General features: G+C 63.6%; 23 protein-coding genes. 16 read left to right on the top strand and 7 right to left on the bottom strand.

Annotation, left to right across the window (positions count from 1 at the left end):
- Positions 1-109: 109 nt before the first annotated feature.
- From AB7Z56_RS08470 to AB7Z56_RS08455, 4 genes are all read left to right on the top strand, one after another.
- Positions 110-787, top strand: a complete 678-nt coding sequence (locus AB7Z56_RS08470; protein ID WP_063981422.1) for a DUF4286 family protein — start codon at positions 110-112, stop codon at positions 785-787.
- A gap of 235 nt (positions 788-1,022) precedes the next feature.
- A complete protein-coding gene (locus tag AB7Z56_RS08465; RefSeq protein ID WP_063981421.1) occupies positions 1,023-2,822 on the top strand; it encodes an FAD-dependent oxidoreductase in 1,800 nt (599 codons plus the stop codon).
- The gene (locus AB7Z56_RS08460) at positions 2,792-4,639 is read left to right on the top strand and encodes a 2-oxoacid:acceptor oxidoreductase subunit alpha (RefSeq protein ID WP_063981420.1); all 1,848 of its coding nucleotides are present in this window, start codon (positions 2,792-2,794) and stop codon (positions 4,637-4,639) included. Before AB7Z56_RS08465 ends, AB7Z56_RS08460 begins: the two co-directional genes overlap by 31 nt.
- On the top strand, positions 4,636-5,691 hold the full coding sequence (locus tag AB7Z56_RS08455; protein WP_441256184.1) for a 2-oxoacid:ferredoxin oxidoreductase subunit beta: 1,056 nt from the start codon (positions 4,636-4,638) through the stop codon (positions 5,689-5,691). The genes AB7Z56_RS08460 and AB7Z56_RS08455 overlap by 4 nt, the downstream gene beginning before the upstream one ends.
- Here AB7Z56_RS08455 and AB7Z56_RS08450 read toward each other — a convergent pair whose 3' ends face one another.
- The 3 genes from AB7Z56_RS08450 to AB7Z56_RS08440 all read right to left on the bottom strand — a co-directional run bounded on the left by AB7Z56_RS08450 (position 5,692) and on the right by AB7Z56_RS08440 (position 8,619).
- Positions 5,692-6,138 (bottom strand): DUF4399 domain-containing protein, encoded by a 447-nt coding sequence (locus tag AB7Z56_RS08450; RefSeq protein WP_063981418.1) that lies wholly within the window; start codon positions 6,136-6,138, stop codon positions 5,692-5,694.
- Between the two features lie 17 nt (positions 6,139-6,155).
- Positions 6,156-7,772, bottom strand: a complete 1,617-nt coding sequence (locus AB7Z56_RS08445; RefSeq protein WP_063981417.1) for an SUMF1/EgtB/PvdO family nonheme iron enzyme — start codon at positions 7,770-7,772, stop codon at positions 6,156-6,158.
- A gap of 262 nt (positions 7,773-8,034) precedes the next feature.
- Positions 8,035-8,619, bottom strand: a complete 585-nt coding sequence (locus AB7Z56_RS08440; RefSeq protein WP_063981416.1) for an STM3941 family protein — start codon at positions 8,617-8,619, stop codon at positions 8,035-8,037.
- Positions 8,620-8,828: 209 nt separating this feature from the next.
- Between AB7Z56_RS08440 and AB7Z56_RS08435 the strand changes: the two genes are divergently transcribed.
- From AB7Z56_RS08435 to AB7Z56_RS08410, 6 genes are all read left to right on the top strand, one after another.
- On the top strand, positions 8,829-9,449 hold the full coding sequence (locus AB7Z56_RS08435; protein WP_063986128.1) for a hypothetical protein: 621 nt from the start codon (positions 8,829-8,831) through the stop codon (positions 9,447-9,449).
- Between the two features lie 39 nt (positions 9,450-9,488).
- A complete protein-coding gene (locus tag AB7Z56_RS08430; protein WP_063981415.1) occupies positions 9,489-9,938 on the top strand; it encodes a DsrE family protein in 450 nt (149 codons plus the stop codon).
- Positions 9,939-10,025: 87 nt separating this feature from the next.
- Complete coding sequence (locus AB7Z56_RS08425) at positions 10,026-10,349, top strand: ArsR/SmtB family transcription factor (RefSeq protein WP_028147048.1); 324 nt, start codon at positions 10,026-10,028, stop codon at positions 10,347-10,349.
- Positions 10,346-10,777, top strand: coding sequence for an SRPBCC family protein (locus AB7Z56_RS08420; RefSeq protein ID WP_063981414.1), 432 nt, complete (start codon positions 10,346-10,348; stop codon positions 10,775-10,777). Before AB7Z56_RS08425 ends, AB7Z56_RS08420 begins: the two co-directional genes overlap by 4 nt.
- Before the next feature lie 44 nt (positions 10,778-10,821).
- Positions 10,822-11,040 (top strand): hypothetical protein, encoded by a 219-nt coding sequence (locus tag AB7Z56_RS08415; protein WP_063981413.1) that lies wholly within the window; start codon positions 10,822-10,824, stop codon positions 11,038-11,040.
- 2 nt (positions 11,041-11,042) lie between these two features.
- The gene (locus tag AB7Z56_RS08410; RefSeq protein WP_063986127.1) at positions 11,043-11,483 is read left to right on the top strand and encodes a DUF1801 domain-containing protein; all 441 of its coding nucleotides are present in this window, start codon (positions 11,043-11,045) and stop codon (positions 11,481-11,483) included.
- Between the two features lie 231 nt (positions 11,484-11,714).
- On the opposite strand, the gene AB7Z56_RS08405 is transcribed toward AB7Z56_RS08410, so the two are convergent.
- The 4 genes from AB7Z56_RS08405 to AB7Z56_RS08390 form a co-directional block, all read right to left on the bottom strand.
- Entirely contained in the window at positions 11,715-13,250 is a 1,536-nt protein-coding gene (locus tag AB7Z56_RS08405) for a SpoVR family protein (RefSeq protein ID WP_028147051.1), read from the bottom strand.
- On the bottom strand, positions 13,247-14,530 hold the full coding sequence (locus AB7Z56_RS08400) for a YeaH/YhbH family protein (protein ID WP_063981412.1): 1,284 nt from the start codon (positions 14,528-14,530) through the stop codon (positions 13,247-13,249). The genes AB7Z56_RS08405 and AB7Z56_RS08400 overlap by 4 nt, the downstream gene beginning before the upstream one ends.
- A 22-nt stretch (positions 14,531-14,552) precedes the next feature.
- On the bottom strand, positions 14,553-16,496 hold the full coding sequence (locus AB7Z56_RS08395; protein ID WP_063981411.1) for a PrkA family serine protein kinase: 1,944 nt from the start codon (positions 16,494-16,496) through the stop codon (positions 14,553-14,555).
- Positions 16,497-16,795: 299 nt separating this feature from the next.
- Positions 16,796-17,470 carry an STM3941 family protein gene (locus tag AB7Z56_RS08390; RefSeq protein ID WP_283017522.1) on the bottom strand — a complete coding sequence of 225 codons (675 nt, stop codon included), beginning with the start codon at positions 17,468-17,470 and terminating at the stop codon, positions 16,796-16,798.
- A 302-nt stretch (positions 17,471-17,772) separates the two neighbouring features.
- Here AB7Z56_RS08390 and AB7Z56_RS08385 point away from each other — a divergent pair, with 302 nt between their 5' ends.
- The 6 genes from AB7Z56_RS08385 to AB7Z56_RS08360 are packed head-to-tail and all read left to right on the top strand — an operon-like array spanning position 17,773 to position 25,289.
- Positions 17,773-20,622 carry a bifunctional transaldolase/phosoglucose isomerase gene (locus tag AB7Z56_RS08385; RefSeq protein WP_063981409.1) on the top strand — a complete coding sequence of 950 codons (2,850 nt, stop codon included), beginning with the start codon at positions 17,773-17,775 and terminating at the stop codon, positions 20,620-20,622.
- A 12-nt stretch (positions 20,623-20,634) separates the two neighbouring features.
- On the top strand, positions 20,635-21,633 hold the full coding sequence (gnd, locus tag AB7Z56_RS08380) for a phosphogluconate dehydrogenase (NAD(+)-dependent, decarboxylating) (protein WP_028160653.1): 999 nt from the start codon (positions 20,635-20,637) through the stop codon (positions 21,631-21,633).
- A 40-nt stretch (positions 21,634-21,673) separates the two neighbouring features.
- Positions 21,674-23,185 (top strand): glucose-6-phosphate dehydrogenase, encoded by a 1,512-nt coding sequence (gene zwf / locus AB7Z56_RS08375; protein ID WP_063981408.1) that lies wholly within the window; start codon positions 21,674-21,676, stop codon positions 23,183-23,185.
- Entirely contained in the window at positions 23,185-23,934 is a 750-nt protein-coding gene (gene pgl / locus AB7Z56_RS08370; protein WP_063981407.1) for a 6-phosphogluconolactonase, read from the top strand. The genes zwf and pgl overlap by 1 nt, the downstream gene beginning before the upstream one ends.
- Positions 23,921-24,451 (top strand): gluconokinase, encoded by a 531-nt coding sequence (locus tag AB7Z56_RS08365; protein WP_014492792.1) that lies wholly within the window; start codon positions 23,921-23,923, stop codon positions 24,449-24,451. Before pgl ends, AB7Z56_RS08365 begins: the two co-directional genes overlap by 14 nt.
- 25 nt (positions 24,452-24,476) lie before the next feature.
- Complete coding sequence (locus AB7Z56_RS08360; protein ID WP_063981406.1) at positions 24,477-25,289, top strand: Cof-type HAD-IIB family hydrolase; 813 nt, start codon at positions 24,477-24,479, stop codon at positions 25,287-25,289.
- Positions 25,290-25,343 lie beyond the last annotated feature (54 nt).

The following is a 25,343-nucleotide window of genomic DNA, read 5'->3' as shown; positions in this document are numbered from 1 at the left end:
GAACGCGTCTCGAAGGATAAGGCCCGGATCTAGCAGTGGGGCCTTCATGGTTCGCGACGCCACTTCGTGGCTCCTCGCCATGAGGGTCTGAATGGGAAGGACAAGAACAATGCCGCTCGCCGGGCAAGGCATGCTGCTGACGTCGATGAACATCGACGTTCCAGATGAGGCCGATTTCAATCGCTGGTACGATCGCGAGCATCTGGAAGAGCGCGTCGCGATCGAGGGTTTCCTGGAGGCGCGGCGCTATGTCGCGCATGCTGCCAATCCCAAATATCTCTCGCTGTACTCGACCGCGACGCTCGACGTGCTCGACAGTCCCGCCTACCGGGCCCGCCTCGCCAACCAGACCGAATGGTCGCGGCGGACCATGGCGCATTTCAAGAACATGCTGCGCGTGGTCGCGCGCATCACCATCAGCAAGGGCACCGGTCGCGGCGCAGCACTCGGGCTGGTGCGGCTGCGGCCGAGCGCCGACAATGCCGGGACATGGCGTGATGCACTGCACGAAAAGCTGACGCCCGGGGAGCGCGAGGGCATCATCTCGATGCATCTGCTCGAAAGCGAGCCGGAATTGTCGGGCGCGACCGCAGACATTCCAGCGGTGCGCAATGAGGGCGCGCGCGACTGGTTCGTGCTGATCGACGGCACGCATGTCGGCGCGGTCTCCGCGGTCATTGCCGAACGCTTCACCGGCCCCGCCGCATCGCCCTTCCCGCTTCCTGTCTCCGTCGGCACTTACAGCCTGATGTGGGATCTCGCGAAGAGCGATATCGCGTCCGGCTAGCGGCCATCCGCAACGCAACATATTGCACCGCACGCACCTTGCGTGCGGCCGTTAATGCTGAGCGCGCGCAGCACCTATGAAAGCAGGTGATCGCATAAATTTGCCGTTGTACTTCGGAATGATTCTAATAAGCTAACCCAATGACGTCATTCATAAACCAGATCGACGCGCATTAGCGTTCGCCAAGCTCAAGAAAAGGCCGCCGGGTCTTTGGGCCTGTGCGGACAGGGTAGGAATGAAACCGACCGACATCGCGGCCCCCGACTACTTTCACAAAGTGGTCGATTGCCAGTGGGCCTGTCCTGCACACACCCCGGTTCCCGAATACATCCGACTGATCGCACAAGGCCGCTACAGCGACGCCTACATGATCAATTGGAAATCGAACGTGTTTCCCGGAATTCTGGGACGCACCTGCGATCGTCCATGCGAGCCGGCGTGCCGTCGCGGACGCGTCGAGGAAACGCCGGTGGCGATCTGCCGCCTCAAGCGCGTCGCCGCCGACTTCAAGGACGACATCAGGCAGCGCCTGCCGCGTCCGTCGCCGAAGAACGGCAAGCGCGTTGCGTTCGTCGGCGGTGGCCCCGCCTCGCTGACGGTGGCGCGCGATCTTGCCCCGCTCGGCTATCACTGCACCGTGTTCGACGGCGATCCCGAGGCCGGCGGCATGATGCGCACGCAAATCCCGAAATTCCGCCTGCCCAATTCGGTCATTGACGAGGAGACCGGCTACATCCTCGATCTCGGCGTCGAATTCAAAGGCGGCCACCGCATCGAGAGCATGAAGGCGCTGCTCGCGGAGAAATACGACGCGATCTTCGTCGGCTCCGGCGCACCGCGCGGACGCGAGCTCGATGTTCCGGGCCGGAAAGAGGCTGCCGCCAACATCCATATCGGCATCGATTGGCTGTCTTCGGTGTCATTCGGCCATATCGACAAGATCGGCAAGCGCGTGATCGTGCTCGGCGGCGGCAACACCGCGATGGATTGCTGCCGCACCGCGCGCCGCCTCGGCGGCGCAGACGTGAAAGTCATTGTGCGCTCCGGCTTCGAGGAGATGAAGGCCTCGCCCTGGGAGAAGGAAGACGCGATCCACGAGGACATTCCGATCCTCAACTACATGGTGCCGGTGGCATTCAAGCATGTCGCCGGCAAGCTCATCGGCGTCACCTTCCAGCACGTCAAAGCCGAATACGACGCCAAAGGCCGCCGCAATCTGGTGCCTTCGGGCGACCCCGATCAAACCATTCCCTGCGACGACGTGCTGGTCGCGGTCGGCCAGGAGAACGCCTTCCCCTGGATCGAGCAGGATTGCGGCATCGAGTTCGACAAATGGCACATGCCCAAGGTCGATCCGAAGACCTTCGTCTCGACCAATCCGAAAGTGTTCTTCGGCGGCGACGCCGCGTTCGGCCCGAAGAACATCATCTGGGCCGTGGCGCAGGGCCACGACGCCGCGCTGTCGATCCACAAGATGCTCTCGGGCGATGACATCACCGAACGGCCGCTGCCGGAGGTGCAAATCTCCTCGCAGAAGATGGGCATCCACGAATGGAGCTATGACAACGACATCTCCAACGACAAGCGCTTCAAGGTTCCGCATCGCGACAAGGTGATTGCGCTGAAGGACATCCGAACCGAGGTCGAGCTCGGCTACGACGTCAAGCTGGCGCTGGGCGAAGCCGAGCGCTGCCTGAACTGCGACGTCCAGACCGTGTTCTCGACCTCGCTCTGCATCGAGTGCGACGCCTGCGTCGATATCTGCCCGATGGACTGCATCACCTTCACTGATAATGGCGAGGAAAGCGACCTACGCCAGCGCCTGAAGGCGCCCTCGCCACATCCCGACCAGGACCTTTACGTCTCCAGCGACCTCAAGACCGGGCGCGTGATGGTCAAGGACGAGGACGTCTGCCTGCATTGCGGGCTGTGCGCCGAGCGCTGTCCCACCGGAGCCTGGGACATGCAGAAATATTTCATCGAGATGACTTACGCAGGTTCGACATGTCCGACAAAAAGCCGCTCAGCAGCGTAAACGACTTCGTCGTCCGCTTCGCCAACGTCAACGGCTCGGGCTCGGCCAGCGCCAACGAGATGTTCGCGCGCGCGATCCTGCGTCACGGCGTTCCGGTCTCCCCCCGCAACATCTTCCCCTCCAACATCCAGGGCCTGCCGACCTGGTACGAGGTGCGGGTGACGGAAGACGGCCATCTCGGCGCCCGTGGCGGCGTCGACATGATGGTGGCGATGAACCCGCAGACCTGGGACAAGGACATCGCCGGCATCGAGCCCGGCGGCTATCTGTTCTACGATTCCACCAAGCCGATGCCGTCGACCAAATTCCGCGACGACATCACTGTGATCGGCGTGCCGCTCACCGCGATCACCAACTCGACCTACACCGATCCGCGCCAGCGCCAGCTGTTCAAGAACATCATCTATCTGGGCAGCCTCTCGGCGCTGCTCGACATGGACCCGAAGCTGATCGAACAGCTGATCGGCGAGCAGTACAAGGGCAAGGAGAAGCTGCTCTCCTCCAACGTCCATGCGCTGCATCTCGGCCGCGACTGGGCGCTGCAGAATTTGAAATGCCCGATCGGGCTGCGGGTGAAGAAAACCGACAAGGTCGGCGACCGCATCTTCATCGAGGGCAACAGCGCCGCCGCGCTCGGCGCGGTCTATGGCGGCGCCACCGTGTGCGCCTGGTATCCGATCACGCCGTCCTCGTCGGTGGCGGAGGCTTTCACCGCCCACTGCAAGAAGTATCGGCACGATCCTGAAACGGGCAAGGCGAAATACGCCATCGTGCAGGGCGAGGACGAGCTGGCTTCGATCGGTATCGTCATCGGCGCCTCCTGGAACGGCGCCCGCGCCTTCACCGCGACCTCCGGCCCCGGCATCTCCTTGATGACCGAGTTCATCGGCCTCTCCTATTTCGCCGAGATTCCGGCCGTGATCATGAACATCCAGCGCGCCGGTCCCTCGACCGGCATGCCGACCCGCACCCAGCAATGCGACATCATCGCCTGCGCCTATGCCTCGCATGGCGACACCAAGCACGTGCTGCTGTTCCCGGAAGATCCGGCCGAGGCCTTCGAGTTCGCGGCGGCCGCGTTCGATCTTGCCGAGCGGCTCCAGACCACGATCTTCCTGATGCTCGACCTCGACATCGGGATGAACCACCGTCTCTGCCGCCCGCTGAAGTGGGACGACGCGAAACAGTATGACCGCGGCAAGGTGATGACCACGGAGATGCTGGAGGAAGGCCGCGACTTCGGCCGCTATCTCGACGTCGACGGCGACGGCATTCCCTACCGCACCTATCCCGGCACGCATCCGACCAAGGGCTCCTATTTCACCCGCGGCACCTCGCGCGACCGCTATGCGCGCTACTCCGAGGAAGGCTCGGTCTATGCCGACAACATGCAGCGTCTGGTGCGCAAGTTCGAGACCGCGCAGGACCTGGTCCCGCGCCCGCTCCAGGCCAACGCGGAACGGCCGACCAAATATGGCGTGATCTATTTCGGCTCGACCTCGCCCGCGATGGACGAGGCGATCGGCCTGCTGGAGGCGCGCGGACATCAGCTCGACCGCCTGCGCATCCGCGCCTTCCCGTTCCACTCGAGCGTGGCGAGCTTCCTTGCCGAGCACGACTTCGTCTACGTGGTCGAGCAGAACCGCGACGCCCAGCTCCGCCAGCTCATCGTCAACGAGAACGGCATCGACCCGGTGCGCCTGGTGCCGATCGTGCATTACGACGGCACACCGATCACCGCCCGTTTCATCGCAAAAGCCATTGGCGACCACCAGGATCACCTCAAGGTGACCCCGCTCCGCAAGGCCGTGTCATGACCTATATTGCCAAGCCGAAGTTCCATCATCCGGGCCTCAAGAAGAACGAGCTCGGGTACACGCACCGCGACTACGAGGGCAAGATCTCGACCCTGTGCGCCGGCTGCGGCCATGACTCGATCACGGCCTCGATCATCGAGGCCTGCTACGAGCTCTCGATCGAGCCGCATCGGGTTGCGAAAATCTCCGGCATCGGCTGCTCCTCGAAGACGCCGGACTATTTTCTGGGCAATTCGCACGGCTTCAACTCCGTGCACGGCCGCATGCCGTCGGTCTTGACCGGCGCCAACCTCGCCAACCGCGATCTGATCTATCTCGGCGTCTCCGGCGACGGCGATTCCGCCTCGATCGGCTTCGGCCAGTTCGCTCATTCGATCCGGCGCGGCGTCAACATGACCTATATCGTCGAGAACAACGGCGTTTACGGCCTGACCAAGGGCCAGTTCTCGGCCACCGCCGACCGCGGCTCGAAGTCCAAGAAGGGCGTCACCAACATCGACAACGCGATCGACCTCGTCGCGATCGCGCTGCAGCTAGGGGCCACCTTCGTCGCGCGCTCGTTCTCCGGCGACAAGAGCCAGCTGGTGCCGCTGATCGCGGCCGCGATCGGCCACAAGGGCGCATCCTTCATCGACGTCATCAGCCCCTGCATCGCCTTCAACAACCACGCCGGCTCGACCAAGAGCTTCGACTATGTGCGGGAGCACAATGACGCCGTGAACCGGCTCGACGTGCTGGTCGGCCGCGATCCCATCGCCGTCGAGTATGCGCCGGGAACGGTGCAGGTGGTCGAGCAGCACGACGGCAGCAAGATCGCGCTGCGCAAGATCGACGCGGATTACGACCCGCACGACCGCCTCGGCGCCCAGACCTTCCTCCAGAAGCACGCCGCCAAGGGCCAGATCGTCACCGGTCTGCTCTACGTCGATCCCGATGCGGAAGACCTGCACACGCATCTCAACACGGTCGAGACGCCGCTCAATACGCTGGAGGCGGACACGCTGTGCCCGGGCTCGGCTGCGCTGGACAAGTTCAACGCCAGCCTGCGGTGATCATCGACCGCGCTCGACCGGCTGCCTGACACGTATGGTGATCTTCTCCGATACGACAGGCGGCTCGAACGGATAGTGCTTCGCGTCGCCCAGCACCAGTTGCAGCGTGTGCATCCCGGGTGGAAGTTCGAGCAGGGTTTCGGTCTGCCCCGCCCCGAAGTGCAGATGCGACTTGTCCTGCGGGATCGGCTCCTTGGGATCGATGGGATCGTTGACGTCGACCAGCAAATGATGATGGCCGGCGTTCTGGTACTCGTCGCCGGCGTGCGTCACGCCCATATTGCGCAAGCCGAACCGGACCCAGAACCCGCCCCGAACCTTCTGCCCGTCACGCGGGGTGATGAAATAGAGCTTGGCATCCTTGGGAGCGGTCTTGCCCTGCGGATAGGCGACGCCTGGGAGTAATGCGAGCGCCGCCGCCAGGGCGGCGCAACGAATGATCTGCATCGAAATGACTCCACCACTTAAGGACTTAGCGCAACGCGGAATCCATGCGTCGGATAACGAACATTGGTATCGTAGCCATCGCGGTTGGACGGCCTCACATATCTCGAATCGTTCTTCCATGAACCCGAGCGCAGGACATGCGACGAGCAGTCCCCGCCGGTCCATGCCGAGCCGTCACCGGGTGCGCCCTGATAGGTCCTGCGCCAGCAGTCCTCGACCCACTGATCGACACCGCCACCCATGTCGTGGAGGCCGAACGGATTCGGCTTGAAGCTGCCGACCTTCGCCGGCTGCTCGGCCGCGAGGTCACCGCAATCCTTGCATCCCGCCATGCCCGGCTGGAGCTTGTCGCCCCACCAATATTTCGTCTGCGTCCCGCCGCGCGCGGCGTATTCCCATTCGGCTTCGCTCGGAAGCCGATACGACTTCTTCGTGGTCCGCGCGAGCCAGGCCGCATATTGCTGCGCGTCGGTCCAACTCACATTGGTGATCGGCGCATCGTCCTTGCCGATGGCGGTGAAGCCGCACGCCTTTGCAGCCGCGCATTCGTTCCATTCCCGCACGGTCACCGGATACTTTCCGATCGAGAACGGCTTGACCGTGACCTGGTGGACGGGACGTTCGGTCGGATCGTCATTGCTTCCCATCGCGAAACTGCCGCCGCGAATGGCGATCATCTCGGGTTCGCGGAGCGACGTGGCCGATGGGCTTGGTGCTGGACTCGACGTCGAAGCACTTGACGTCGAAGCACTTGGCGCGGAAGCACTTGGCGCCGGAGCACTTGACGCTGAAGCACTTGGCGCCGGAGCGGGCGATGGAGACGATGCCGCCAATGAAGGAGACGGCTGCGGCGTTTGTGTCGCGGCTTCTCGCGGTGCAGGTTGCGGGCTCGGCGATGCGACCGGAGCAGCAGTCGGCGCGGCGGCCTGCTCCCTCACCCTGCCCGACGGCTGCGCCAGCAGATACCACAACACACCGGAAGCGATCACGAGGAGCGTGACGCCCAGAAGGAAGATCAGGGTATTCTCGCGCCGGCCTCGCGTCCTCCCAACCGCATCTGCGTCCGGCAGCACGCGATAGACGCGCACCGGATCGGTGATGTTCTTGACCTTGCGGTCGCCGAGCGACTCATAGCCGCATACCACCTTGTGCTTGATCTGCTCGTAGATCGCGCCCGAGATATAGACCTGACCGGGCTCGGCGATACCCTCGATGCGCGTGGCGATGTTGACGCCGTCGCCGTAGACATCGTCCGGCTCTACGATCACATCACCGAGATTGACGCCAATCCGATATTCGATCCGGGAGTCCTTCGGAAGCGAAGCGTTGCGCCCGACGAGATTCTGCTGGATGACGATGCTGCAGCGAACGGCCTCGACGGGACTGTCGAAGATCGCGATGAAGCCGTCTCCCGTCGTCTTCACCAACGTTCCATGGTGTTCGACGATGCTGGGCTCGATGAGATCCCGCTCGATCCGCTTAACGCGAACATGCGTGCCTTCCTCGTCGGCCTGCATCAAGCGGCTGTAGGAAGCGATGTCACCGACGATGATTGCGGCGAGACGACGCGGCATCGAGCCGTGTGGAGGCGGCTCGTCATGATTTCCGGATCTGAAGTTACGAATCTCGCCCATTGCGGGGAACTCCACAAACGCGGGTGAGCTTACGACATCGAATTTCAGCTGTCTGTGAAGACTATCACATTGATGATCCGCGACAATCTCGCAGAAATCAGCGGCGCCGAGTTCCCGGGCAGAAGCGCCGCAAGGATTGAACCTTCTCGGACCGACGGCGGACTAAGGCTCGCGCGACCACTCGGCAACGCAGCCTATGCCTGCTTCGACCGCCGCTGCGATGCGCGGCATCTTACCCGATGCAGGCGAATCCTCGCCCGCTTCAGCTGACAGCCTCGGGCTCCGGTTCAGGCTCCGGCACGGAGTGGTCCGAAGGGGCCGGTCGTCCGGCACCCCAATATTGCTTGCAGGTCTCGAGCAATGTCTTGACGTCCATGGTCAGGCCGCCCGCATTGACGATCACGCTGTCAGCGCCAAGCGTCTTGTTCATCAGCGACAAGGCACGCCTCAGGAAGCCCCCGGAGAATCGCCCGGCGACAAGGGGATCGAGCTTGAGCACCACGAACTTCTGCAGGCGCTGCTCCCAGATCTGTATCTTCCGCACGGAGCTCCAAGCGATGGTCTCGTCGGCGAGCCTGAGGTCGCGAATGCCGACACGGCTGATGAAGACGACCGGCGACCTGGCCGAGATCAACCTCCAGAGCATCCTGAAGGTGGCGAGGCCGAAAAACACCGCACCGACATAGCAGGCGGCGACCTCGAACGTGGTGATGTTCTTGCCTTGCTGCCACATGAATGCGAGCGCAGCGCAGAGCAGCGACAGCAGCAGACCGGCGCCGAAAAACACCAGCAGCCGTCCCCGGGAATAGCCGATCGTAATGTTGGGCAAGTTCTGACCTACGGACATGTTCGACCGCCACCAGCCTTTTGCAGCAACCCTGGGTTTACGAACGCCCCTTCTCCCGAGTTATTAGGACTGGAACCTTGCGCGAGGCTGCCCACGGGAATGCAAGGCATCGGCACTTGAACGCGCGGCGTCCGGCTTGCGACTAACCGCCAGTCGGCTCTCACCCCCCTCCGATGCGGCCGTCAATGGTTCGCGCGCCCGGTGCGATCATGAGGCTTGCCCTGCTCCTTCCGCTTGTCCTTGCCGCCTTCGTCGGCGCCGCACGCGCCGAGGAGGCCGACGATATCCGCGAGGCGACCAAGGCCGAGGCCGAAACCTTCAACACGCGCATGTATGCCGGGACACCCGGCAGCAAGGCCTATGCCTGCTTCGTCCGCCGCTACGATGCCGCACATCTGGCGCGGCATCCGAAGCAGAAGGTCGCCTCGATGAAGCTGCTGGTCTCGGCGGAATTGGACAAGGAGGACAAGGAGCTCCACAACTCCTTCCGGCTCGGCTTCAGATACCGCCATCGCTCCGGCGATTTCGACTCCAGTGGCTCCTGTAACCACGCTGTTTTCACCAAGGACGGCACCGAGATCCGGCTCGGCTGCGGTGTCGACTGCGAAGGCGGCGGTATCGGCGTTGCGCTCTCCAGGGACGACAAGTCGGCGATCGTACGGCTGGCGCGGGTCAGGGTCTGGCAGAACAACAAGCCGGACGACGAAGCCGAGCAATCGCTGGTCGCTGGTGCCGACGACGGCATTTTCCGCCTCGACCGCACCGACAACCGCGAATGCGCCTCGCTGGTGACGGACCGCAAGGAACTCGCCGCGCTGCGTCACAAGTGATAGGCCTCGGCGAAATCAGGCCAGTCGAGGGAGATCGCCATGAACCGCCGGAGCATCTTGTGGAGCGCCGTCTCGGCCCTGGGCGCGGCGCTTGGCGGCTCCAGCGCGAAGGCCGCGACGGAAGTCGGCGCGGGCAACAAGCTCAAGGTCGTCTATCACCTGAGCGACGCCGAGAAGGTCAATTTCGTGCTCGGCAACATCCAGAACCACGTTGACGGCGTCGGCGGTCCCCAACACGTCACCATCGCGCTGGTGATTCACGGGCCGGCGCTGAAGGCGTTTCACCGGGCACAGGCCAACCCCGACGTCGGCAAGCGCGTCGGCGATTTCTCCAAGGACGGTGTCGAGCTCGCGGCGTGCGCCAACACTATGAAGGCGCAGAACGTCACGCTGACGGGTTTGCTGCCGGGCTTCGTCAGCGCGGAGAAGGGCGGCGTGGTCCGTTTGGCCGAGCTCCAGTCGCAGGGTTATCTCTACCTGCGGCCTTAGGCGTCGAAGTCTTCCATTCTCCGGCTTGACTTATCCATAACTCTACGGTTATGAGTTAATCCATAACTTATGGGTTATGGATTTCACATGTCCGCCGCGCACGATCTTCTGTTCAGGACGCTCGCCGATCCGACCCGGAGGGCGATCTTCGAGCGGCTATGCCGGGAGGGCGAGCAGACGGTCGGGGCACTGACGGCGACGTCAGGCGTTTCCCAGCCGGCGGTCTCAAAACATCTCGGCGCGCTGAAGCAGGCCGGGCTGGTGCGCGACCGCCATGCAGGACGCCAGACCCATTACAGCGCGCAGCCCGGCGCGCTCAATCCGCTGATCGACTGGACCGGCCAGATGGCCGGCTTCTGGCAGAACCGGCTCGATGCTCTCGACGATCTCCTGAAGAGGATGGACCAATGACCGAAGCTGCCGCCGAGATGCGCTCCGTGGTGATCGAGCGCGAATTTTCCTTCCCGGCCGAGCGGATCTGGCGCGCGCTGACGCAGCCGCATCTGATCGAGGAATGGCTGATGAAGAACGACTTCAAGCCGGTCGTGGGACATCGCTTCAATCTTCGCGGCGAATGGGGCGGCGTGCTGGACTGCGAGGTCCTCACCATCGAGCCGCAGCGCGCGCTCGCCTATACCTGGAATTTCTCGCATGAGAACGCGGCGTTCGATCTGAAAAGCGTGGTGACCTTCACGCTGACGCCGACGAACGCGGGCACGCATTTGCGCGTCGAGCAGGCGGGCTTCAGCCCGACCCAGAAGCAGGCCTATGGCGGCGCGCATGCCGGCTGGAAGCAGTTTTTCGCCAAGCTGGACGAGGTGCTGGCGCGAGCTGACTAGGTCCGTCGCCGGCCTTTATTCGATCATCTCAAGAGGAGGTTTCATTGACCGGGAATATGTGGGTTCGGCAGATCCATCGCTGGCTGTCCATCGCTTTCACGCTCGCCGTGATCGCGAACATTGTTGCCCTGACGCTGCAAATCCAGGCCACGTGGATCGGGCTGCTGGCATTCGTCCCACTGATTCCATTGCTCGCGACCGGGCTCTACATGTTCGCGCTGCCCTATGTCGGCCGCCGCGGCGGCGCGCGGCAAGAGGCGTGATCATGAAGAGGGCTGTGACCGCGAAGACAAGCAGCGCGACCAAGACGGACGGCGCTTCGCCCTCCAGGATGATCGACGGCAGGATCAAGGAGCTCGGCGACTGGCGCGGCGAGATGCTGGGGCGAATCCGCAGCCTGATCAAGCAGGCCGATCCTGACGTCGTCGAGGAATGGAAATGGCGCGGCGTTCCCGTGTGGGAGCACGACGGCATCATCTGCACCGGCGAGACCTACAAGGCCGTCGTGAAGCTGACTTTTGCCAAGGGCGCGGCGCTGGACGACCCGGCCGGCCTGTTCAATTCCAGCCTCGACGGAAACGTGCGCCGCGCGATCGACATTCGCGAAGGCGAAAAGATCAACGAGAAGGCGTTGAAAGCGCTGATCCGCGCGGCGGTGGAGCTGAATGGGTCCAAGAAGAAGCCGGCGAAGAAGCGATCGGCTTAGACCACGTCAAGTCGATGCAAATTCCTGGTGACGGCCAGAGCAAGCGCCTCGTCCTTCGAGACGACCGCTCCGCGGTCTCCTCAGGATGAGGCTAAGCAGAAGCGCTGTCTGTCGACATAGCTCCCGCACACTCCGTCCTCATCCTGAGGGCCCGCCAGAGGCGGGCGTCTCGAAGGATTGGCCGCGGGCGAGCTACCGCCACGTCGATGTTCCAGCAGCTTGCCAGCCGCGTCAGGCCGCCGCCGGGATCGGGCGCGGGCTTACGACATATTCGCGCAGGACCTTGTCGTTGGCATCGACCTCGATCAGTGAGACGTCGTAAGTCCAGAGATCGGCGAGGTGCTGGAGCACGCGCTTGGCGTCGGTCTCGTTGAGCTGCGAGCCCTTGATGACGTGGTGATGCAGGATCAGCCGGCGGTCGCCGGAGAGATCGACGTCGACCACTTCGATATTGGCGTCGATGAAGCCGACATCATGCTGCCGTGCCAGCTCGCGCCGCACCCGGCGGAAGCCGCGATCGTCGTGGATGGCATCGACCCGGATGCCGGCACGCTCCTCGGGATCGTCGTGCAGGTGGAACATGCGGAAGTGCCGCATCAGCTTCGGGCTCAGGAACTGCGCGATGAAGCTTTCATCGCGGTAGTTGGCCCAGACGTCGCGCAGCACGCCCATCACGTCGTTCTTGCCGGCAATGTCGGGGAACCACTCGCGATCCTCGTCTTCCGGCCTGGTGACGATGCGCTCGATGTCCTGCATCACGGCAAAGCCGAGCGCATAGGGATTGAAGCCGGAGAAGCGCGGATCGTCGAATTCGGGCTGGAACACCACGTTGGTGTGCGACTGCAGGAATTCGAGGAAGTTGCCGTCGGAGATGCGGCCTTGCTGATGCAGCTTGGTCATGATGCGATAGTGGACGTAGGTCGCGGTCCCCTCGTTCATCACCTTGGTCTGGCTCTGCGGATAGAAATATTGCGCGATGTGGCGGACGATGCGCAAAAGCTCGCGCTGCCAGGGCGCCAGCCGCGGCGCGCTCTTCTCCAGGAAGTAGAGCAGGTTTTCCTGCGGCAGGCCGAGCAGCTTGCGGCGGCGTTCGATGCTGAGCGCCGAGCGGGTCTTCGACGCCCCCTTCGGCACGGTGCGCCAGAGGTCGTTGAAGACTTCCTCCTCGTGCTGACGGCGGCGCCCTGCCCGCTTCTCCTCGGCGCGCAGATCCAGCTTCTTCTTGCCGGGATAGCGGTCGATGCCGTGCGACATCAGCGCATGCGCGGCATCCAGGGTGCGCTCGACCTCGACGCGGCCGTAGCGCTCCTCGCAGGTCATCACGTAGTTCTTGGCAAAGTCGAGATAGTCCAGAATGCCGTCGGCGTCGGTCCACTGCTTGAACAGATAGTTGTTCTTGAAGAAGTGGTTGTGGCCGAAGGCGGCGTGGGCGATCACCAGCGTCTGCATCGTCGCCGTGTTCTCCTCCATCAGATAGGAGATGCAGGGCGAGGAGTTGATCACGATCTCATAGGCAAGCCCCATCAGGCCCTTGCGGTACGAGGCCTCGTGGAACGCGAAGTGCTTGCCGAACGACCAGTGCTTGTAGAACAGCGGCATGCCGACGGACGAGTAGGCATCCAGCATCTGCTCGGCGGTGATGACCTCGATCTGGTTCGGATAGACGTCGAGCCCGAGATCCTTCGTCGCCACCTCCTCGCAGGCATCGGTGATGCGCTGCAAGGTGTGGAAATCCCAATCGGCGCCTTCGAACAAGCGTTCCGTCATGGAGCGGCTTTCTCCTGGGAAGTTTCGCGGCGCTGGAACAGATCGTGGAACACCGGGAAGATCTCGCTGCGCTCGCTGACCTTGCGCATCGAGAGCGGTGCGCCGCTGTTGCGCAGGCGGTCGTAGAGGGTCCAGAGCGAGGAGTCGGAGAGATCGAAGGCGCTGCCGCCGGACTCCCCGACCTCGAGATAGGCAAAGAACTGGCAGACCGGCAGGATCTTGTCGGTCAGCAGCATGCCCGTGAGCTCGCCGTCGGAATAGGAATTGTCGCCGTCGGAGGCTTGCGCGGCGTAGATGTTCCAGTCCGCCGGATTGAAACGCTCGCGCACGATCTCGTGCATGGCGTGGAGCGCGCTCGAGACCAGCGTGCCGCCCGAGGCCGGACCGTAGAAGAAGGTCTGCTCGTCCACCTCCTCGGCGCGGTCGGTGTGGCGGATGAAGACGATCTCGACATGCTTGTAGCGCCGCTTCAGGAACACGTAGAGCAGCATGTAGAAGCGCTTGGCGAGATCCTTCATGTGCTCGGACATCGAGCCGGAGACGTCCATCAGGCAGAACATCACCGCCTGCGCCACCGGCCGCGGCACCTTCTCGTAGCGGCGGTAGCGGATATCGAGCGGATCGACGAAGGGAATGCGCTTGGTTCTCGCCTTCAGCCTTTCGAGCTCGGCGAGCAGCAGCACACGCTCGTCCTCGTTGGTGCATGCCGCGATCGCGGCTTCCAGCTCCTCGATCTCCTCCTTGCGGGGACGCTTGAGCGCGATGCGCCGCGCCAGCGCGAGCTTCACCGTCCGGCTGACCGAGATGTTGGCGGGCGAGCCGGACGTGGTGTAGCCGGCGCGCTGGATGCCCTCGCTCTCGGTCTGCGCGATCTTGCGCTTGGCAAGATCCGGCAGCTCGAGGTCGTCGAGGAACAGATCCACGAACTCGTCGCGGGAGAGGACGAAGCGGAACGCGTCCTCGCTGTCGCCTTCGCCGGGACCGGAATCCTTGGCGCTGCCCTGGCCGGATCGCTGGAGGTAATCGCCCTCGATGAACTTCTTGTTCCCGGGCAAAACCATGTCGCGCGTTCCGCCTTCACGGCGGAAACGCGGCTCGTGCATGCCGTCGAGCGGTATCGTGACCTCACCACCCTCCAGGACGTCCTTGATGTCGCGTTCCTGCGAGGTCTTCTTGACGGCGCCCTGCACCAGGGATTTGGCCCGACGCAAGAACCGCTGCCGGTTCTCAAGACTCTTGCCGCCTGGATTCAGGCGCCTGTCAATAATGTGAATGGGCACTTTTCCATCCGCTCCATCCGCCTCAACCGGCCTGCTTCACACGCATGTACCATTCGACGAGCCGGCGAACCTGACGCTCGGTGTAGCCGCGCTCCACCATGCGTGCGACGAACTCGCCGTGCTTCTTCTCCGTCTCGCCGTCCTTCTTCGACCCGAAGGAGATGACCGGAAGCAGGTCCTCGACCTGCGAGAATATCCGCTTTTCGATCACGTCGCGAATCTTCTCGTAGGAAATCCAGGTCGGATTCTTGCCTCCGTTCTGGGCCCGCGACCGTAACGAGAATTTGACCACCTCGTTGCGGAAGTCCTTCGGGTTGGCGATACCCGCCGGCTTCTCGATTTTGGTCAGTTCCTGGTTCAAAAGCTCGCGATCGAGCAGCTGGCCGGTGTCGGCATCCTTGAAGTCCTGATCCTCGATCCAGGCGTCGGCGTAGTCGACGTAGCGATCGAACAGGTTCTGGCCATAATCCGAGTAGGATTCGAGATAGGCTTTCTGGATCTCGTTGCCGATGAACTCGGCGTAGCGCGGCGCCAGGTCCGCCTTGATGAATTCGAGGTAGCGCTTCTCGACTTCCTCAGGGAGCTGCTCGCGGCGGATCGACTGCTCCAGCGCGTACATCAGATGCACGGCGTCGGCGGCGACTTCCTGCGGATCGTGGTTGAAGGTCGCAGCCAGGATCTTGAAGGCGAAGCGGGTGGAGACGCCGTCCATGCCCTCGTCGACGCCGGCGGCATCGCGATATTCCTGGACGCTCCGTGCCTTCGGATCGGATTCCTTCAGGCTCTCGCCGTCATAGACCCGCATCTTGCCGAACAACGTGGAATTCTCGTGCTTGCGCAGGCGCGACATCACCGAGAACCGCGCCAACGTCTCCAGGGTCGACGGTGCGCACGGCGCGGCCGCCAGCTCCGAGCCCTGGATCAGCTTTTCGTAGATCTTCTGCTCTTCGGTGGCCCGGAGGCAGTACGGCACCTTGATCACGCAGATGCGGTCGATGAAGGCCTCGTTGTTCTTGTTGGCCTTGAAGCTCGACCACTCGGCTTCGTTCGAGTGCGCGAGGATCACGCCGGTGAACGGGATCGCGCCGATATTCTCGGTGCCGATGTAGTTGCCCTCCTGCGTTGCGGTGAGCAGCGGGTGCAGCATCTTGATCGGCGCCTTGAACATCTCGACGAATTCAAGGATGCCCTGGTTGGCGCGGTTGAGGCCGCCCGAATAGCTGTAGGCGTCGGGATCGTTCTGCGCGTAGGTCTCGAGCTTGCGGATATCGACCTTGCCGACCAGCGAGGAGATGTCCTGGTTGTTCTCGTCACCAGGCTCGGTCTTGGAGACCGCGATCTGGCGCAGCCGCGACGGCTGGATTTTTGCGACTCTGAACTGAGAAATGTCACCGCCGAAGGCTTCCAGCCGCTTGTAGCACCACGGGCTCATCAGGCCGGTGAGGCGACGGCGCGGAATGCCGTACTTCTCTTCCAGCATCGGTCCGAGATGATCGGGATCGAACAGGCTGAGCGGGCTTTCAAACACCGGGCTCAATTCATCGCCGGCTTTGAGCACGTAGATCGGCTGCACTTCCATCAGCGACTTGAGCCGCTCGGCGAGCGAGGATTTGCCGCCGCCGACCGGGCCGAGCAGATAGAGGATCTGCTTGCGCTCTTCGAGCCCCTGCGCCGCGTGGCGGAAGAAACCGACGATGCGCTCGATGGTTTCTTCCATGCCGTAGAAGCCGGCGAAGGCCGGATAGGTCCGGATGGTGCGGTTCAAAAAAATACGGCCAAGGCGTGGGTCCTTGGCCGTGTCAATCGTCTGGGGCTCACCGATGGCTGCTAGCAGTCGCTCGGCCGCGTTCGCGTATTTCATGGGATCGCTTCGACACGATTCCAGATATTCCGCCATCGACATGTCGTGTTGGCTTCTCGCCTCGAACGACTTAGCGAAAGCGTTGAATAGAGAATCGTTATACATGATCCCTCTCCGCGTGAGTTCCGCCACAAGCTGAAACGAAAGCAGTTACCGGACCGTTCCTCAGGCCATTTCGAATCAGCGTGAGCACATGACGATCATTGGACACCCGGGTGCCGACACGACGCAACGCACAACGTAGGCACTCGTTGAGTTACGAACAGGCACATGCCTGTAATTTGTGCGAATCTGTATCTATCTTCGCTCATTTCCAGAAAATGTCACTTGGTCGCAACATCCGGGCATTACCGGGGATGAGCCCATCCGGCACTGCAACATGGAGCGATCTGCGAGCGGCAATCTTATGACGCTTGTACGGCGAAGCCTTGCGTGCCGCGTTCATCTTCCTGCTGCAATGCGGTGCGCGCAACGCTCGCAGCATGACAATCGCGGCAAGCGCGCAGCAGTGTATCAAAATCGGTCGCCAACCCCTCGGAGGGGATGACAATCCGTTCATTCTGCCGTTCATTCTGCCGTTCATTCTGCGCGCGGGGCGCCAAGGTGCTGATGGTGCAGAGCTGCCGCTGCAAGGCCGGCGTCAGCGTCAGCACGATCGCCTTGTGGCCGCGGCCTTCCTCAGTCGAAACCTCCGCAATCGAGTCCCACAGCAGAAATTCATTGCCGATGCGGAGGTCGCGGATGCCATAGGGGGTGACGATCACCACCGGTCCCCGCTCGGCGGGCAGCAGCCAGATCAGCCGGCCGGTCACCAGGCCGAACAGCACGACGCCGGCATAGCCGACCGTCGTATCGTAGTCGCCCAGACCGTCCCACCAGTCGAAGGCAAGGGTCGCGCTGAACAGGGTCAATGCGAAGCCCGCCGCGACCAGCAGCCGCAGTTGGGTCGTACATGGGCTGATTTCGAGATCGTGGGTCGCATCGATGCATGCGGCCGGCGCGACCGATTGCGGGCTGTCGGCAACAGCGAGCGTCAGGCGGTCATGATGTGCGTGCATGCTCTTCCCCAGCATGGCCATTCGCGGCCGAGCGACGATCTATCAGGCGGACCGTAATCCGCTGATGACACTCCACGCAGACTGGGCTGACGAGACGAAGCGGCTACGTTGGTAACGAGCCCTTGGCCATTGTTCCGGCCGACGACTTTTTACGCAACACAGCTACTTCCGCCTGGATCGCCATGATCGCGACGGAGTTACACTGGAGGGTAGACGCCTATCCCCTTGATTGGTTCCCTCCCGGGAGCATGTAGGCTAGAGGATAGCGCGTCAGGACCGGCGCGGAAACCCCTCGCCCGCAGGCTTGGAGATAAATAAACATCATGAATCCCGTCAAAGAACTGGAAAAGCACGGACAAGCCGTCTGGCTGGACTTCCTGGCCCGTGGCTTCATCGCCAAGGGCGACCTGAAGCGGCTGATCGACACCGACGGTGTCAAGGGCGTCACCTCCAACCCGTCGATCTTCGAGAAGGCGATCGGCAGTTCGGACGAGTATGACGCCCCGATCGGCAAGGCGCTGAAGCGCGGCGACCGGACCGTGGCCGACCTGTTCGAGGCCGTCGCGATCGAGGACATCCAGAACGCCGCGGACGTGCTCCGCCCGGTCTATGACCGCCTGAGGGCCGGCGACGGCTATGTCAGCCTGGAAGTTTCGCCCTATCTGGCGATGGACACCGCCGGCACGGTCGCCGAGGCGCGGCGGCTCTGGAAGGATGTCGACCGCAAGAACCTGATGGTGAAGGTGCCGGCGACGCCGGAGGGCCTGCCGGCGATCGAGACGCTGATCGGCGACGGCATCAGCATCAACATCACGCTGTTGTTCGCCAGGGACGTCTACCTCCAGGTTGCCGAGGCCTATCTCGCCGGTCTGGAAAAATACGTCGCCGGCGGCGGCGACCCGTCGCACGTGGCGAGCGTCGCGAGCTTCTTCGTCAGCCGCATCGACTCGGTCGTCGACAAGCAGCTCGACGAGAAGATCGCCCGCGCCAACGATCCATCCGAGAAGGAGCGGCTCGCCGCGCTGAAGGGCAAGGTCGCGATCGCCAACGCCAAGGTCGCCTACCAGGATTACAAGCGCCTGTTTTCCGGCCCGCGCTGGGACAAGCTCGCCGCCAAGGGCGCCAAGCCGCAGCGGATGCTGTGGGCCTCCACCGGCACCAAGAACAAGGACTACAGCGACGTCCTCTATGTCGAGGAGCTGATCGGCCCCGACACCATCAATACCGTGCCGCCGGCGACGCTCGACGCGTTCCGCGACCACGGCAAGCCGCGCGACAGCCTGGAAGAGAACGTCGACGACGCCCGCCGCGTGCTGGAAGAACTGGAACGCTCCGGCGTCTCGCTCGAGGCGATCACCGAGGAGCTCGTCAAGGACGGCGTCAAGCAGTTCGCCGATGCCGCCGACAAGCTCTATGGCGCCGTCGCCCACAAGCGGGCAACCGTGCTCGGGCCTGCGATCGACCACCAGCTTCTCTCGCTCGGCGACGGCCTCGGCAAGGCGGTGGCCAAGACCACCGAGGAATGGCGCGCCTCGGCAAAGATCCGCAGGTTGTGGCAGCGCGACAAATCGGTCTGGACCGGCACCGACGAGGACAAATGGCTCGGCTGGCTCGACAGCGCGGCGAAGGCCGACGTCGCCGACTACGAGGACTATGCGAGCCGCGTGAAGGGCCAAAAGTTCTCCGATGCCGTCGTGCTCGGCATGGGTGGATCGAGCCTTGGCCCCGAGGTGTTGGCCGAGACTTTTGCGCGGAAGTCCGGCTTCCCGAAATTGCACGTGCTGGATTCCACCGATCCGGCACAGGTCCGGGCAATGGAGGCCAGGATCGACATCGCCAACACCGTGTTCATCGTGTCCAGCAAATCCGGCGGGACCACCGAGCCGAACGCGATGAAGGATTATTTCCACGAACGCGTCGCACAGGCGGTCGGGCCGAAAGTGAAGACCGGCCATCGCTTCATCGCGGTGACCGATCCCGGCTCGTCGCTGGAGAAGGCGGCGAAGAGCCTCAACTACGCCCGCATCTTCCATGGGGAACCCTCGATCGGCGGCCGCTATTCGGTGCTCTCGCCGTTCGGCCTGGTGCCGGCGGCGACCGCGGGCATCGACGTCAATACGCTGATCAAGCACGCGCTCTCCATGGCCCGCTCCTGCGGACCCGACGTGCCGCCAGGTGAGAACCCGGGCGTCCAGCTCGGCCTTGCCATGGGCCTCGCCGGCCTCGAAGGGCGCGACAAGGTGACGATCCTGTCGTCGAAGAAGATCGCCGATTTCGGCGCCTGGGCCGAACAGCTGATCGCGGAATCGACCGGCAAGGAAGGCAAGGGCCTGATCCCGATCGCCGGCGAACCACTCGGCGAGCCCGCGCTCTACGGCAACGACCGCTTCTTCATCGACATTCGCACCGAAGGCGAAGCGGACGCCGCGCATGACTCCAAGCTCGCCGCGGTCGAAGCCGCCGGCCATCCCGTCGTGCGCATCGTGATGAAGTCGATCGACCATCTCGGTCAGGAGTTCTTCCGCTTCGAGATGGCGACGGCGGTCGCTGGCAGCATCCTCGGCATCAACCCGTTCGACCAGCCGGACGTGGAAGCGGCCAAGATCAAGACCCGCGAGCTCACCGCGTCGTTCGAGAAGACCGGTGCATTGCCGGCCGAACAGCCGGTGGTCAGCACCGACGAGGCCGATCTCTACACCGACGAGGCCAACGCCACGGCGCTGCGCGCCGCTGGCGCCAACGGCGACCTCACCTCGTGGCTGAAGGCGCATCTCTCCCGCTCGGGCCGTGGCGACTATGTCGCCCTGCTCGGCTACATCGCGCGCGACAAGGCGACGATCGACGCACTCCAGACGATGCGTCTCGAAGTGCGCGAGAAGCGTCACGTCGCGACCTGCGCCGAGTTCGGGCCGCGCTTCCTGCATTCGACCGGGCAGGCCTACAAGGGCGGGCCCGACAGCGGCGTGTTTCTCCAGATCACGGCCGACGATGCCAAGGACTTGTCGGTGCCGGGCCAGAAGGCGAGCTTCGGCGTGATCAAGGCCGCGCAGGCGCGCGGCGACTTCGACGTGCTCACCGAGCGCGGCCGGCGCGCGCTCCGGGTCCACCTCAAGGGCGGGCTCAAGAAAGGTCTCGCGGCGCTCAACGCGGCGCTTAACGATGCGCTGAACTAAGGGAATCTCTCGATGCAACTCGGCATGATCGGCCTCGGCCGGATGGGCGGCAACATCGTTCGCCGCCTGATGCGCCACGGTCATACGACCGTGGTCTACGACAAGGACGCCAAGGCCGTCGCGGGTCTCGCCGCAGACGGCGCACAGGGCTCGGCGACGCTGGAGGAGTTCGTCGCCAAACTGGAGCGGCCGCGCGCGGCCTGGGTGATGCTGCCGGCCGGCCACATCACCGAGACGACGATCGACACGATCGCGGCCGTGATGCAGGCCGGCGACGTCATCATCGACGGCGGCAACACGTTCTGGCAGGACGACGTCCGCCGCGGCAAGGCGCTGAAGGAGCGCGGCATCCATTATGTCGACGTCGGCACCTCAGGCGGCGTCTGGGGGCTCGACCGCGGCTATTGCATGATGATCGGCGGCGAGAAGCAGGTGGTCGACCGGCTCGATCCGATCTTCGCCGCGCTTGCGCCCGGCGCCGGCGACATTCCGCGCACGGAGGGACGTGAGGGGCGCGATCCCCGCATCGAGCAGGGCTACATCCATGCAGGCCCCGTGGGCGCCGGCCATTTCGTCAAGATGATCCACAACGGCATCGAATACGGCCTGATGCAGGCCTATGCCGAAGGTTTCGACATCCTCAAGAATGCCAACATCGAGGCGTTGCCGGCGGATCATCGCTACGATTTCGACCTTGCCGACATCGCCGAGGTGTGGCGGCGCGGCAGCGTGATCCCATCCTGGCTGCTCGACCTCACCTCGACGGCGCTCGCCGACAGCCCTGCACTTGCGGAATATTCCGGCTTCGTCGAGGATTCCGGCGAAGGGCGCTGGACCGTGAATGCGGCGATCGACGAGGCCGTACCGGCCGAAGTTTTGACCGCGGCCCTCTACACACGTTTCCGTTCCCGCAAGGAACACACCTTCGCCGAAAAAATTCTCTCCGCGATGCGCGCGGGTTTCGGCGGCCACAAGGAGCCGAAGCAGCCGGGCGCTTCGAAACCCAAATAAGAGCCGAAGTAACAAGTAACAGAGCGAAGGCCGATCATTCGTGACAAAAGACCCGCAGGCCAAGCCCAAGCCCGAAAATTGCGCCTTCGTCATCTTTGGCGCGACCGGTGACCTTACCCATCGGCTGGTGATGCCGTCGCTCTACAATCTGGCCGCCGAGCACCTGTTGCCGGAGAAGTTCTGCGTCGTCGGCGTGGCCCGCAACCGCCAGTCGGATGACGAGCTGCGCGACAGCCTGTTGAAGGGCCTGCGCCAGTTCGCAACCCGTCCCGTGGACGACGACATTGCCCGGAAACTGCTGGAATGCGTGACCTTCGTCGAGGCCGATCCGAAGGATCCCCCCTCCTTCGACCGCTTGCGCGCGCATCTGGATTCGCTGGAATGCGCGCAGGACACCGGCGGCAACCGACTGTTCTATCTGGCAACGCCGCCTGCCGCGTTCGCGCCGACTGCGCGCGAGCTCGGCCGCACCGGCATGATGAAGGAGAACGGCGCCTGGCGTCGGCTCGTAATCGAAAAGCCGTTCGGCACCGATCTCGCGTCAGCCAAGGCGCTGAATGCCGATCTCTTGAAGATCATGGACGAGCACCAGATCTACCGGATCGATCATTATCTCGGCAAGGAGACGGTGCAGAACATCCTGGTGCTGCGCTTTGCCAACGGCATGTTCGAGCCGATCTGGAATCGCAACCATATCGACCACATCCAGATCACCGTGGAGGAGAAGCTCGGCGTCGGCCATCGCGGCGGCTTCTACGATGCCACCGGCGCACTGCGCGACATGGTGCCGAACCATCTGTTCCAGCTGATGTCGCTGGTCGCGATGGAGCCGCCGGCGCGGTTCGATGCGCATTCCGTGCGCTCCGAAAAGGCCGACGTGCTGACGTCGATCCAGGAGCCGACCCGGGAAGAGGCGCTGAAGAATTCGGTGCGCGCGCAATATCTCGCCGGCCGCATCGGCGACGACGAGATCACGGACTATCGCAAGACCGAGGACGTCAAGCCCGGCAGCACCACCGAGACCTTCGTCGCGCTGAAGCTGATGATCGACAATTGGCGCTGGGCCGGCGTGCCGTTCTATCTGCGCACCGGCAAGGCGCTCGGCCACAAACGCACGGAAGTGGCGATCAAGTTCAAGCAGGCGCCGCTGTCGATGTTCTCAGGCACGGATGTCGACCGCCTGTCGCAGAACTTCCTCACCATCGGCATCGCGCCGACCGAAACCATCGAGCTGCAGTTCAACGCCAAGATCCCGGGGCCGAGCATCACCATCGACGGCGTCGAGATGAAGTTCAAGTACGGCGACTATTTCCGCGCCGATCCCTCGACCGGCTACGAGACTCTGATCTACGACTGCATGATCGGCGACAACATCCTGTTCCAGCGCGCAGACGGCATCGAGGCCGGATGGCAGGCGGTGCAGCCGTTCCTGGACGCCTGGAAAAGTGAAGGCACCAACGGCATCGAGACCTATCCCGCCGGCAGCGACGGCCCCGCCTGCGCCGATGAGCTGCTCCGGCGCGACGGGCGAAGCTGGCGGAAGTTTACGTGATGGCAGCGGCCGACCAGCCGAAGCTGATCGTCGAGGCCGATGCCGAGGCGCTGGCGCAGGCCGCAGCCGAACGGGTGATGGCGCGGATATCAGCCAATCCCGGGCGGATTGCGATCTGCCTCACCGGCGGCTCCAGCCCGAAGAAGCTCTATCAATTGCTCGGCAGCGAGGCGTATCGCGGCAAGATCCCGTGGGACCGCGTGCACTGGTTCATCGGTGACGAGCGTTTCGTGCCTTCGAGCGATCCCCTCAACAACATGGCAGTCGCGCGCGCGACCTTTCTCGACCGCAATGCGCCGTCCGGGCATATTCACCCGATCCCCACCACGGCTGAAAGCCCCGAAGCGGGTGCCGAGGCCTATGCGCGCGAGCTTCAGTCCTTCTACGGCGCCGAAAACCTCGATCCGGCACGGCCGCTGTTCGACATGGTCCTGATGGGCGCGGGCCCGGACGGCCACACCGCCTCGCTCTTCCCCGGCTACCCCGCGATCGAGGAGACCACACGCTGGGTGGTCGGCGTCCCCAAGGCCAATGTCGCGCCGTTCGTGCCGCGGGTGTCGCTGACCCTGCCCGCCTTGGCCTCCTGCCGCGAAATGCTGTTCGAGATTGCCGGGCACGACAAGCAGCCGATCTTGACGCGCCTGCTCAATGGCGAGACTCTGCCGGCTGTACGCGCGCGCTCGAATGGTGAGACCGTCTGGCTGGTCGACCAGGCCGCGCTTCCGGAGGGAATTCGTGGCGGGCGTTGAAGCACCTTGTGCGTTGATCGTGATGGGCGTGTCGGGTTCAGGCAAGAGTACGGTTGCGGAGGCGCTCGGGCAGCGGCTCGGCTGGCGTTTCGAGGACGGCGACAGCTTTCACCCAGCCAGCAATGTCGAGAAGATGCGAGCCGGCCACCCCCTCACCGACGAGGACCGCTGGCCCTGGCTCAACGCCATCGCCGACGAGATTGCGCGGGTTTGCGATAAAGGCGAGCACGTGATCATCGCCTGCTCGGCGCTGAAGCACACCTATCGCGACGTGCTTCTGCGCGGACGCGACGACGTCCGCTTCGTCTTCCTGAGGGGCACTAGGGAGCTGATCGCCGCCCGCCTCGCGCAACGCAAGGGCCATTTCATGCCGCCCGAACTGCTGACGAGCCAATTCACGACGCTGGAGCCGCCCGAGGCTGGCGAGCACGTCGTCACCGTCTCGATCGATGAATCCGTCGAGGCGATCGTTGACGGCGTGGTCCGGCAATTAAAGCTGAGCGGGGCGAAACGCTGAGGCCGACAAACCCTGAGGTCCTGCCATGACGAAAATCTCACTGGTCGTCTCCGACGTCGACGGCACGCTGCTGACCAAGGACAAGACGCTGACGGAGCGCGCGCAGTCCGCGGTCCAGCGACTGCACAAGGCCGGCATCGGCTTCACCATCACCTCCAGCCGCCCAGCGATCGGCATGCGGTTCCTGGTCGAGCCGCTGGCGCTCTGGCTGCCGATCGGTCCGTTCAACGGCTCCTCGATCGTCGATCCCGAGATGCATCCGGTCGAGCAGCACCTGATCCCGGCGAACGCCGCCGAACGATCGTTGCAGATCCTCCGGGAGTTCGGCGCCGACATCTGGCTCTTCACCACCGACAAATGGCTGATCGACAACCCTGATGGTAAATACGTCGCGCACGAGCAGCACACGATCCGCTCCGATCCCACCATCGTGACGGATTTCTCGCCGTACCTTGCGAACGCCTGCAAGATCGTCGGCGCCAGCGCCGATGCCGCCGGCCTCGAGCGTTGCGAGAAGGCGATGCAGGAGGCGCTGGGCAGCGCGGCCACCGCGGTGCGCTCGCAGACCTATTATCTCGACATCACCCCGCCCGGCTTCGACAAGGGCACCTTCGTGCAGGCCATGGCCAAGCGCCTTGGTATTTCCACCGACGCGGTCGCCACCATCGGCGACATGCAGAACGACCTTGCGATGTTCCGCGTCAGCGGCACCTCGATCGCCATGGGCAATGCCACCGACAGCGTCAAGGACCAGGCCACCCACGTCACCGCAACCAACGAACAGGACGGCTTTGCGGAGGCGATGGAGGTGATCTTGAAGCGGAACGGGGTGGGCTGAGATCTGATGAGATGAGACTCGACTGGCGCCGCGACGGAGGTGCGCTCCCTCCCC

Source organism: Bradyrhizobium sp. 482_C4_N1_8 (assembly GCF_052075965.1).
GTDB lineage: Bacteria > Pseudomonadota > Alphaproteobacteria > Rhizobiales > Xanthobacteraceae > Bradyrhizobium > Bradyrhizobium barranii.
Note: the sequence above shows the minus strand (reverse complement) of the source record. Positions and strands in the feature narration are given on the sequence as shown.

Bases quoted from the DNA above. Each gene is read 5' to 3' on its own strand.
- AB7Z56_RS08425 (WP_028147048.1), top strand. From the start codon at position 10,026: ATGTCCGCCGCGCACGATCTTCTGTTCAGGACGCTCGCCGATCCGACC.
- AB7Z56_RS08445 (WP_063981417.1), bottom strand. From the start codon at position 7,772: ATGGGCGAGATTCGTAACTTCAGATCCGGAAATCATGACGAGCCGCCT.
- AB7Z56_RS08405 (WP_028147051.1), bottom strand. From the start codon at position 13,250: ATGACGGAACGCTTGTTCGAAGGCGCCGATTGGGATTTCCACACCTTG.
- AB7Z56_RS08420 (WP_063981414.1), top strand. From the start codon at position 10,346: ATGACCGAAGCTGCCGCCGAGATGCGCTCCGTGGTGATCGAGCGCGAA.
- AB7Z56_RS08440 (WP_063981416.1), bottom strand. From the start codon at position 8,619: ATGTCCGTAGGTCAGAACTTGCCCAACATTACGATCGGCTATTCCCGG.
- AB7Z56_RS08465 (WP_063981421.1), top strand. From the start codon at position 1,023: ATGAAACCGACCGACATCGCGGCCCCCGACTACTTTCACAAAGTGGTC.
- AB7Z56_RS08430 (WP_063981415.1), top strand. From the start codon at position 9,489: ATGAACCGCCGGAGCATCTTGTGGAGCGCCGTCTCGGCCCTGGGCGCG.
- AB7Z56_RS08470 (WP_063981422.1), top strand. From the start codon at position 110: ATGCCGCTCGCCGGGCAAGGCATGCTGCTGACGTCGATGAACATCGAC.
- AB7Z56_RS08455 (WP_441256184.1), top strand. From the start codon at position 4,636: ATGACCTATATTGCCAAGCCGAAGTTCCATCATCCGGGCCTCAAGAAG.
- AB7Z56_RS08460 (WP_063981420.1), top strand. From the start codon at position 2,792: ATGTCCGACAAAAAGCCGCTCAGCAGCGTAAACGACTTCGTCGTCCGC.
- pgl (WP_063981407.1), top strand. From the start codon at position 23,185: ATGGCAGCGGCCGACCAGCCGAAGCTGATCGTCGAGGCCGATGCCGAG.
- AB7Z56_RS08395 (WP_063981411.1), bottom strand. From the start codon at position 16,496: ATGTATAACGATTCTCTATTCAACGCTTTCGCTAAGTCGTTCGAGGCG.
- AB7Z56_RS08410 (WP_063986127.1), top strand. From the start codon at position 11,043: ATGAAGAGGGCTGTGACCGCGAAGACAAGCAGCGCGACCAAGACGGAC.
- AB7Z56_RS08450 (WP_063981418.1), bottom strand. From the start codon at position 6,138: ATGCAGATCATTCGTTGCGCCGCCCTGGCGGCGGCGCTCGCATTACTC.
- gnd (WP_028160653.1), top strand. From the start codon at position 20,635: ATGCAACTCGGCATGATCGGCCTCGGCCGGATGGGCGGCAACATCGTT.
- AB7Z56_RS08385 (WP_063981409.1), top strand. From the start codon at position 17,773: ATGAATCCCGTCAAAGAACTGGAAAAGCACGGACAAGCCGTCTGGCTG.
- AB7Z56_RS08435 (WP_063986128.1), top strand. From the start codon at position 8,829: ATGAGGCTTGCCCTGCTCCTTCCGCTTGTCCTTGCCGCCTTCGTCGGC.
- AB7Z56_RS08390 (WP_283017522.1), bottom strand. From the start codon at position 17,470: ATGGCCATGCTGGGGAAGAGCATGCACGCACATCATGACCGCCTGACG.
- AB7Z56_RS08360 (WP_063981406.1), top strand. From the start codon at position 24,477: ATGACGAAAATCTCACTGGTCGTCTCCGACGTCGACGGCACGCTGCTG.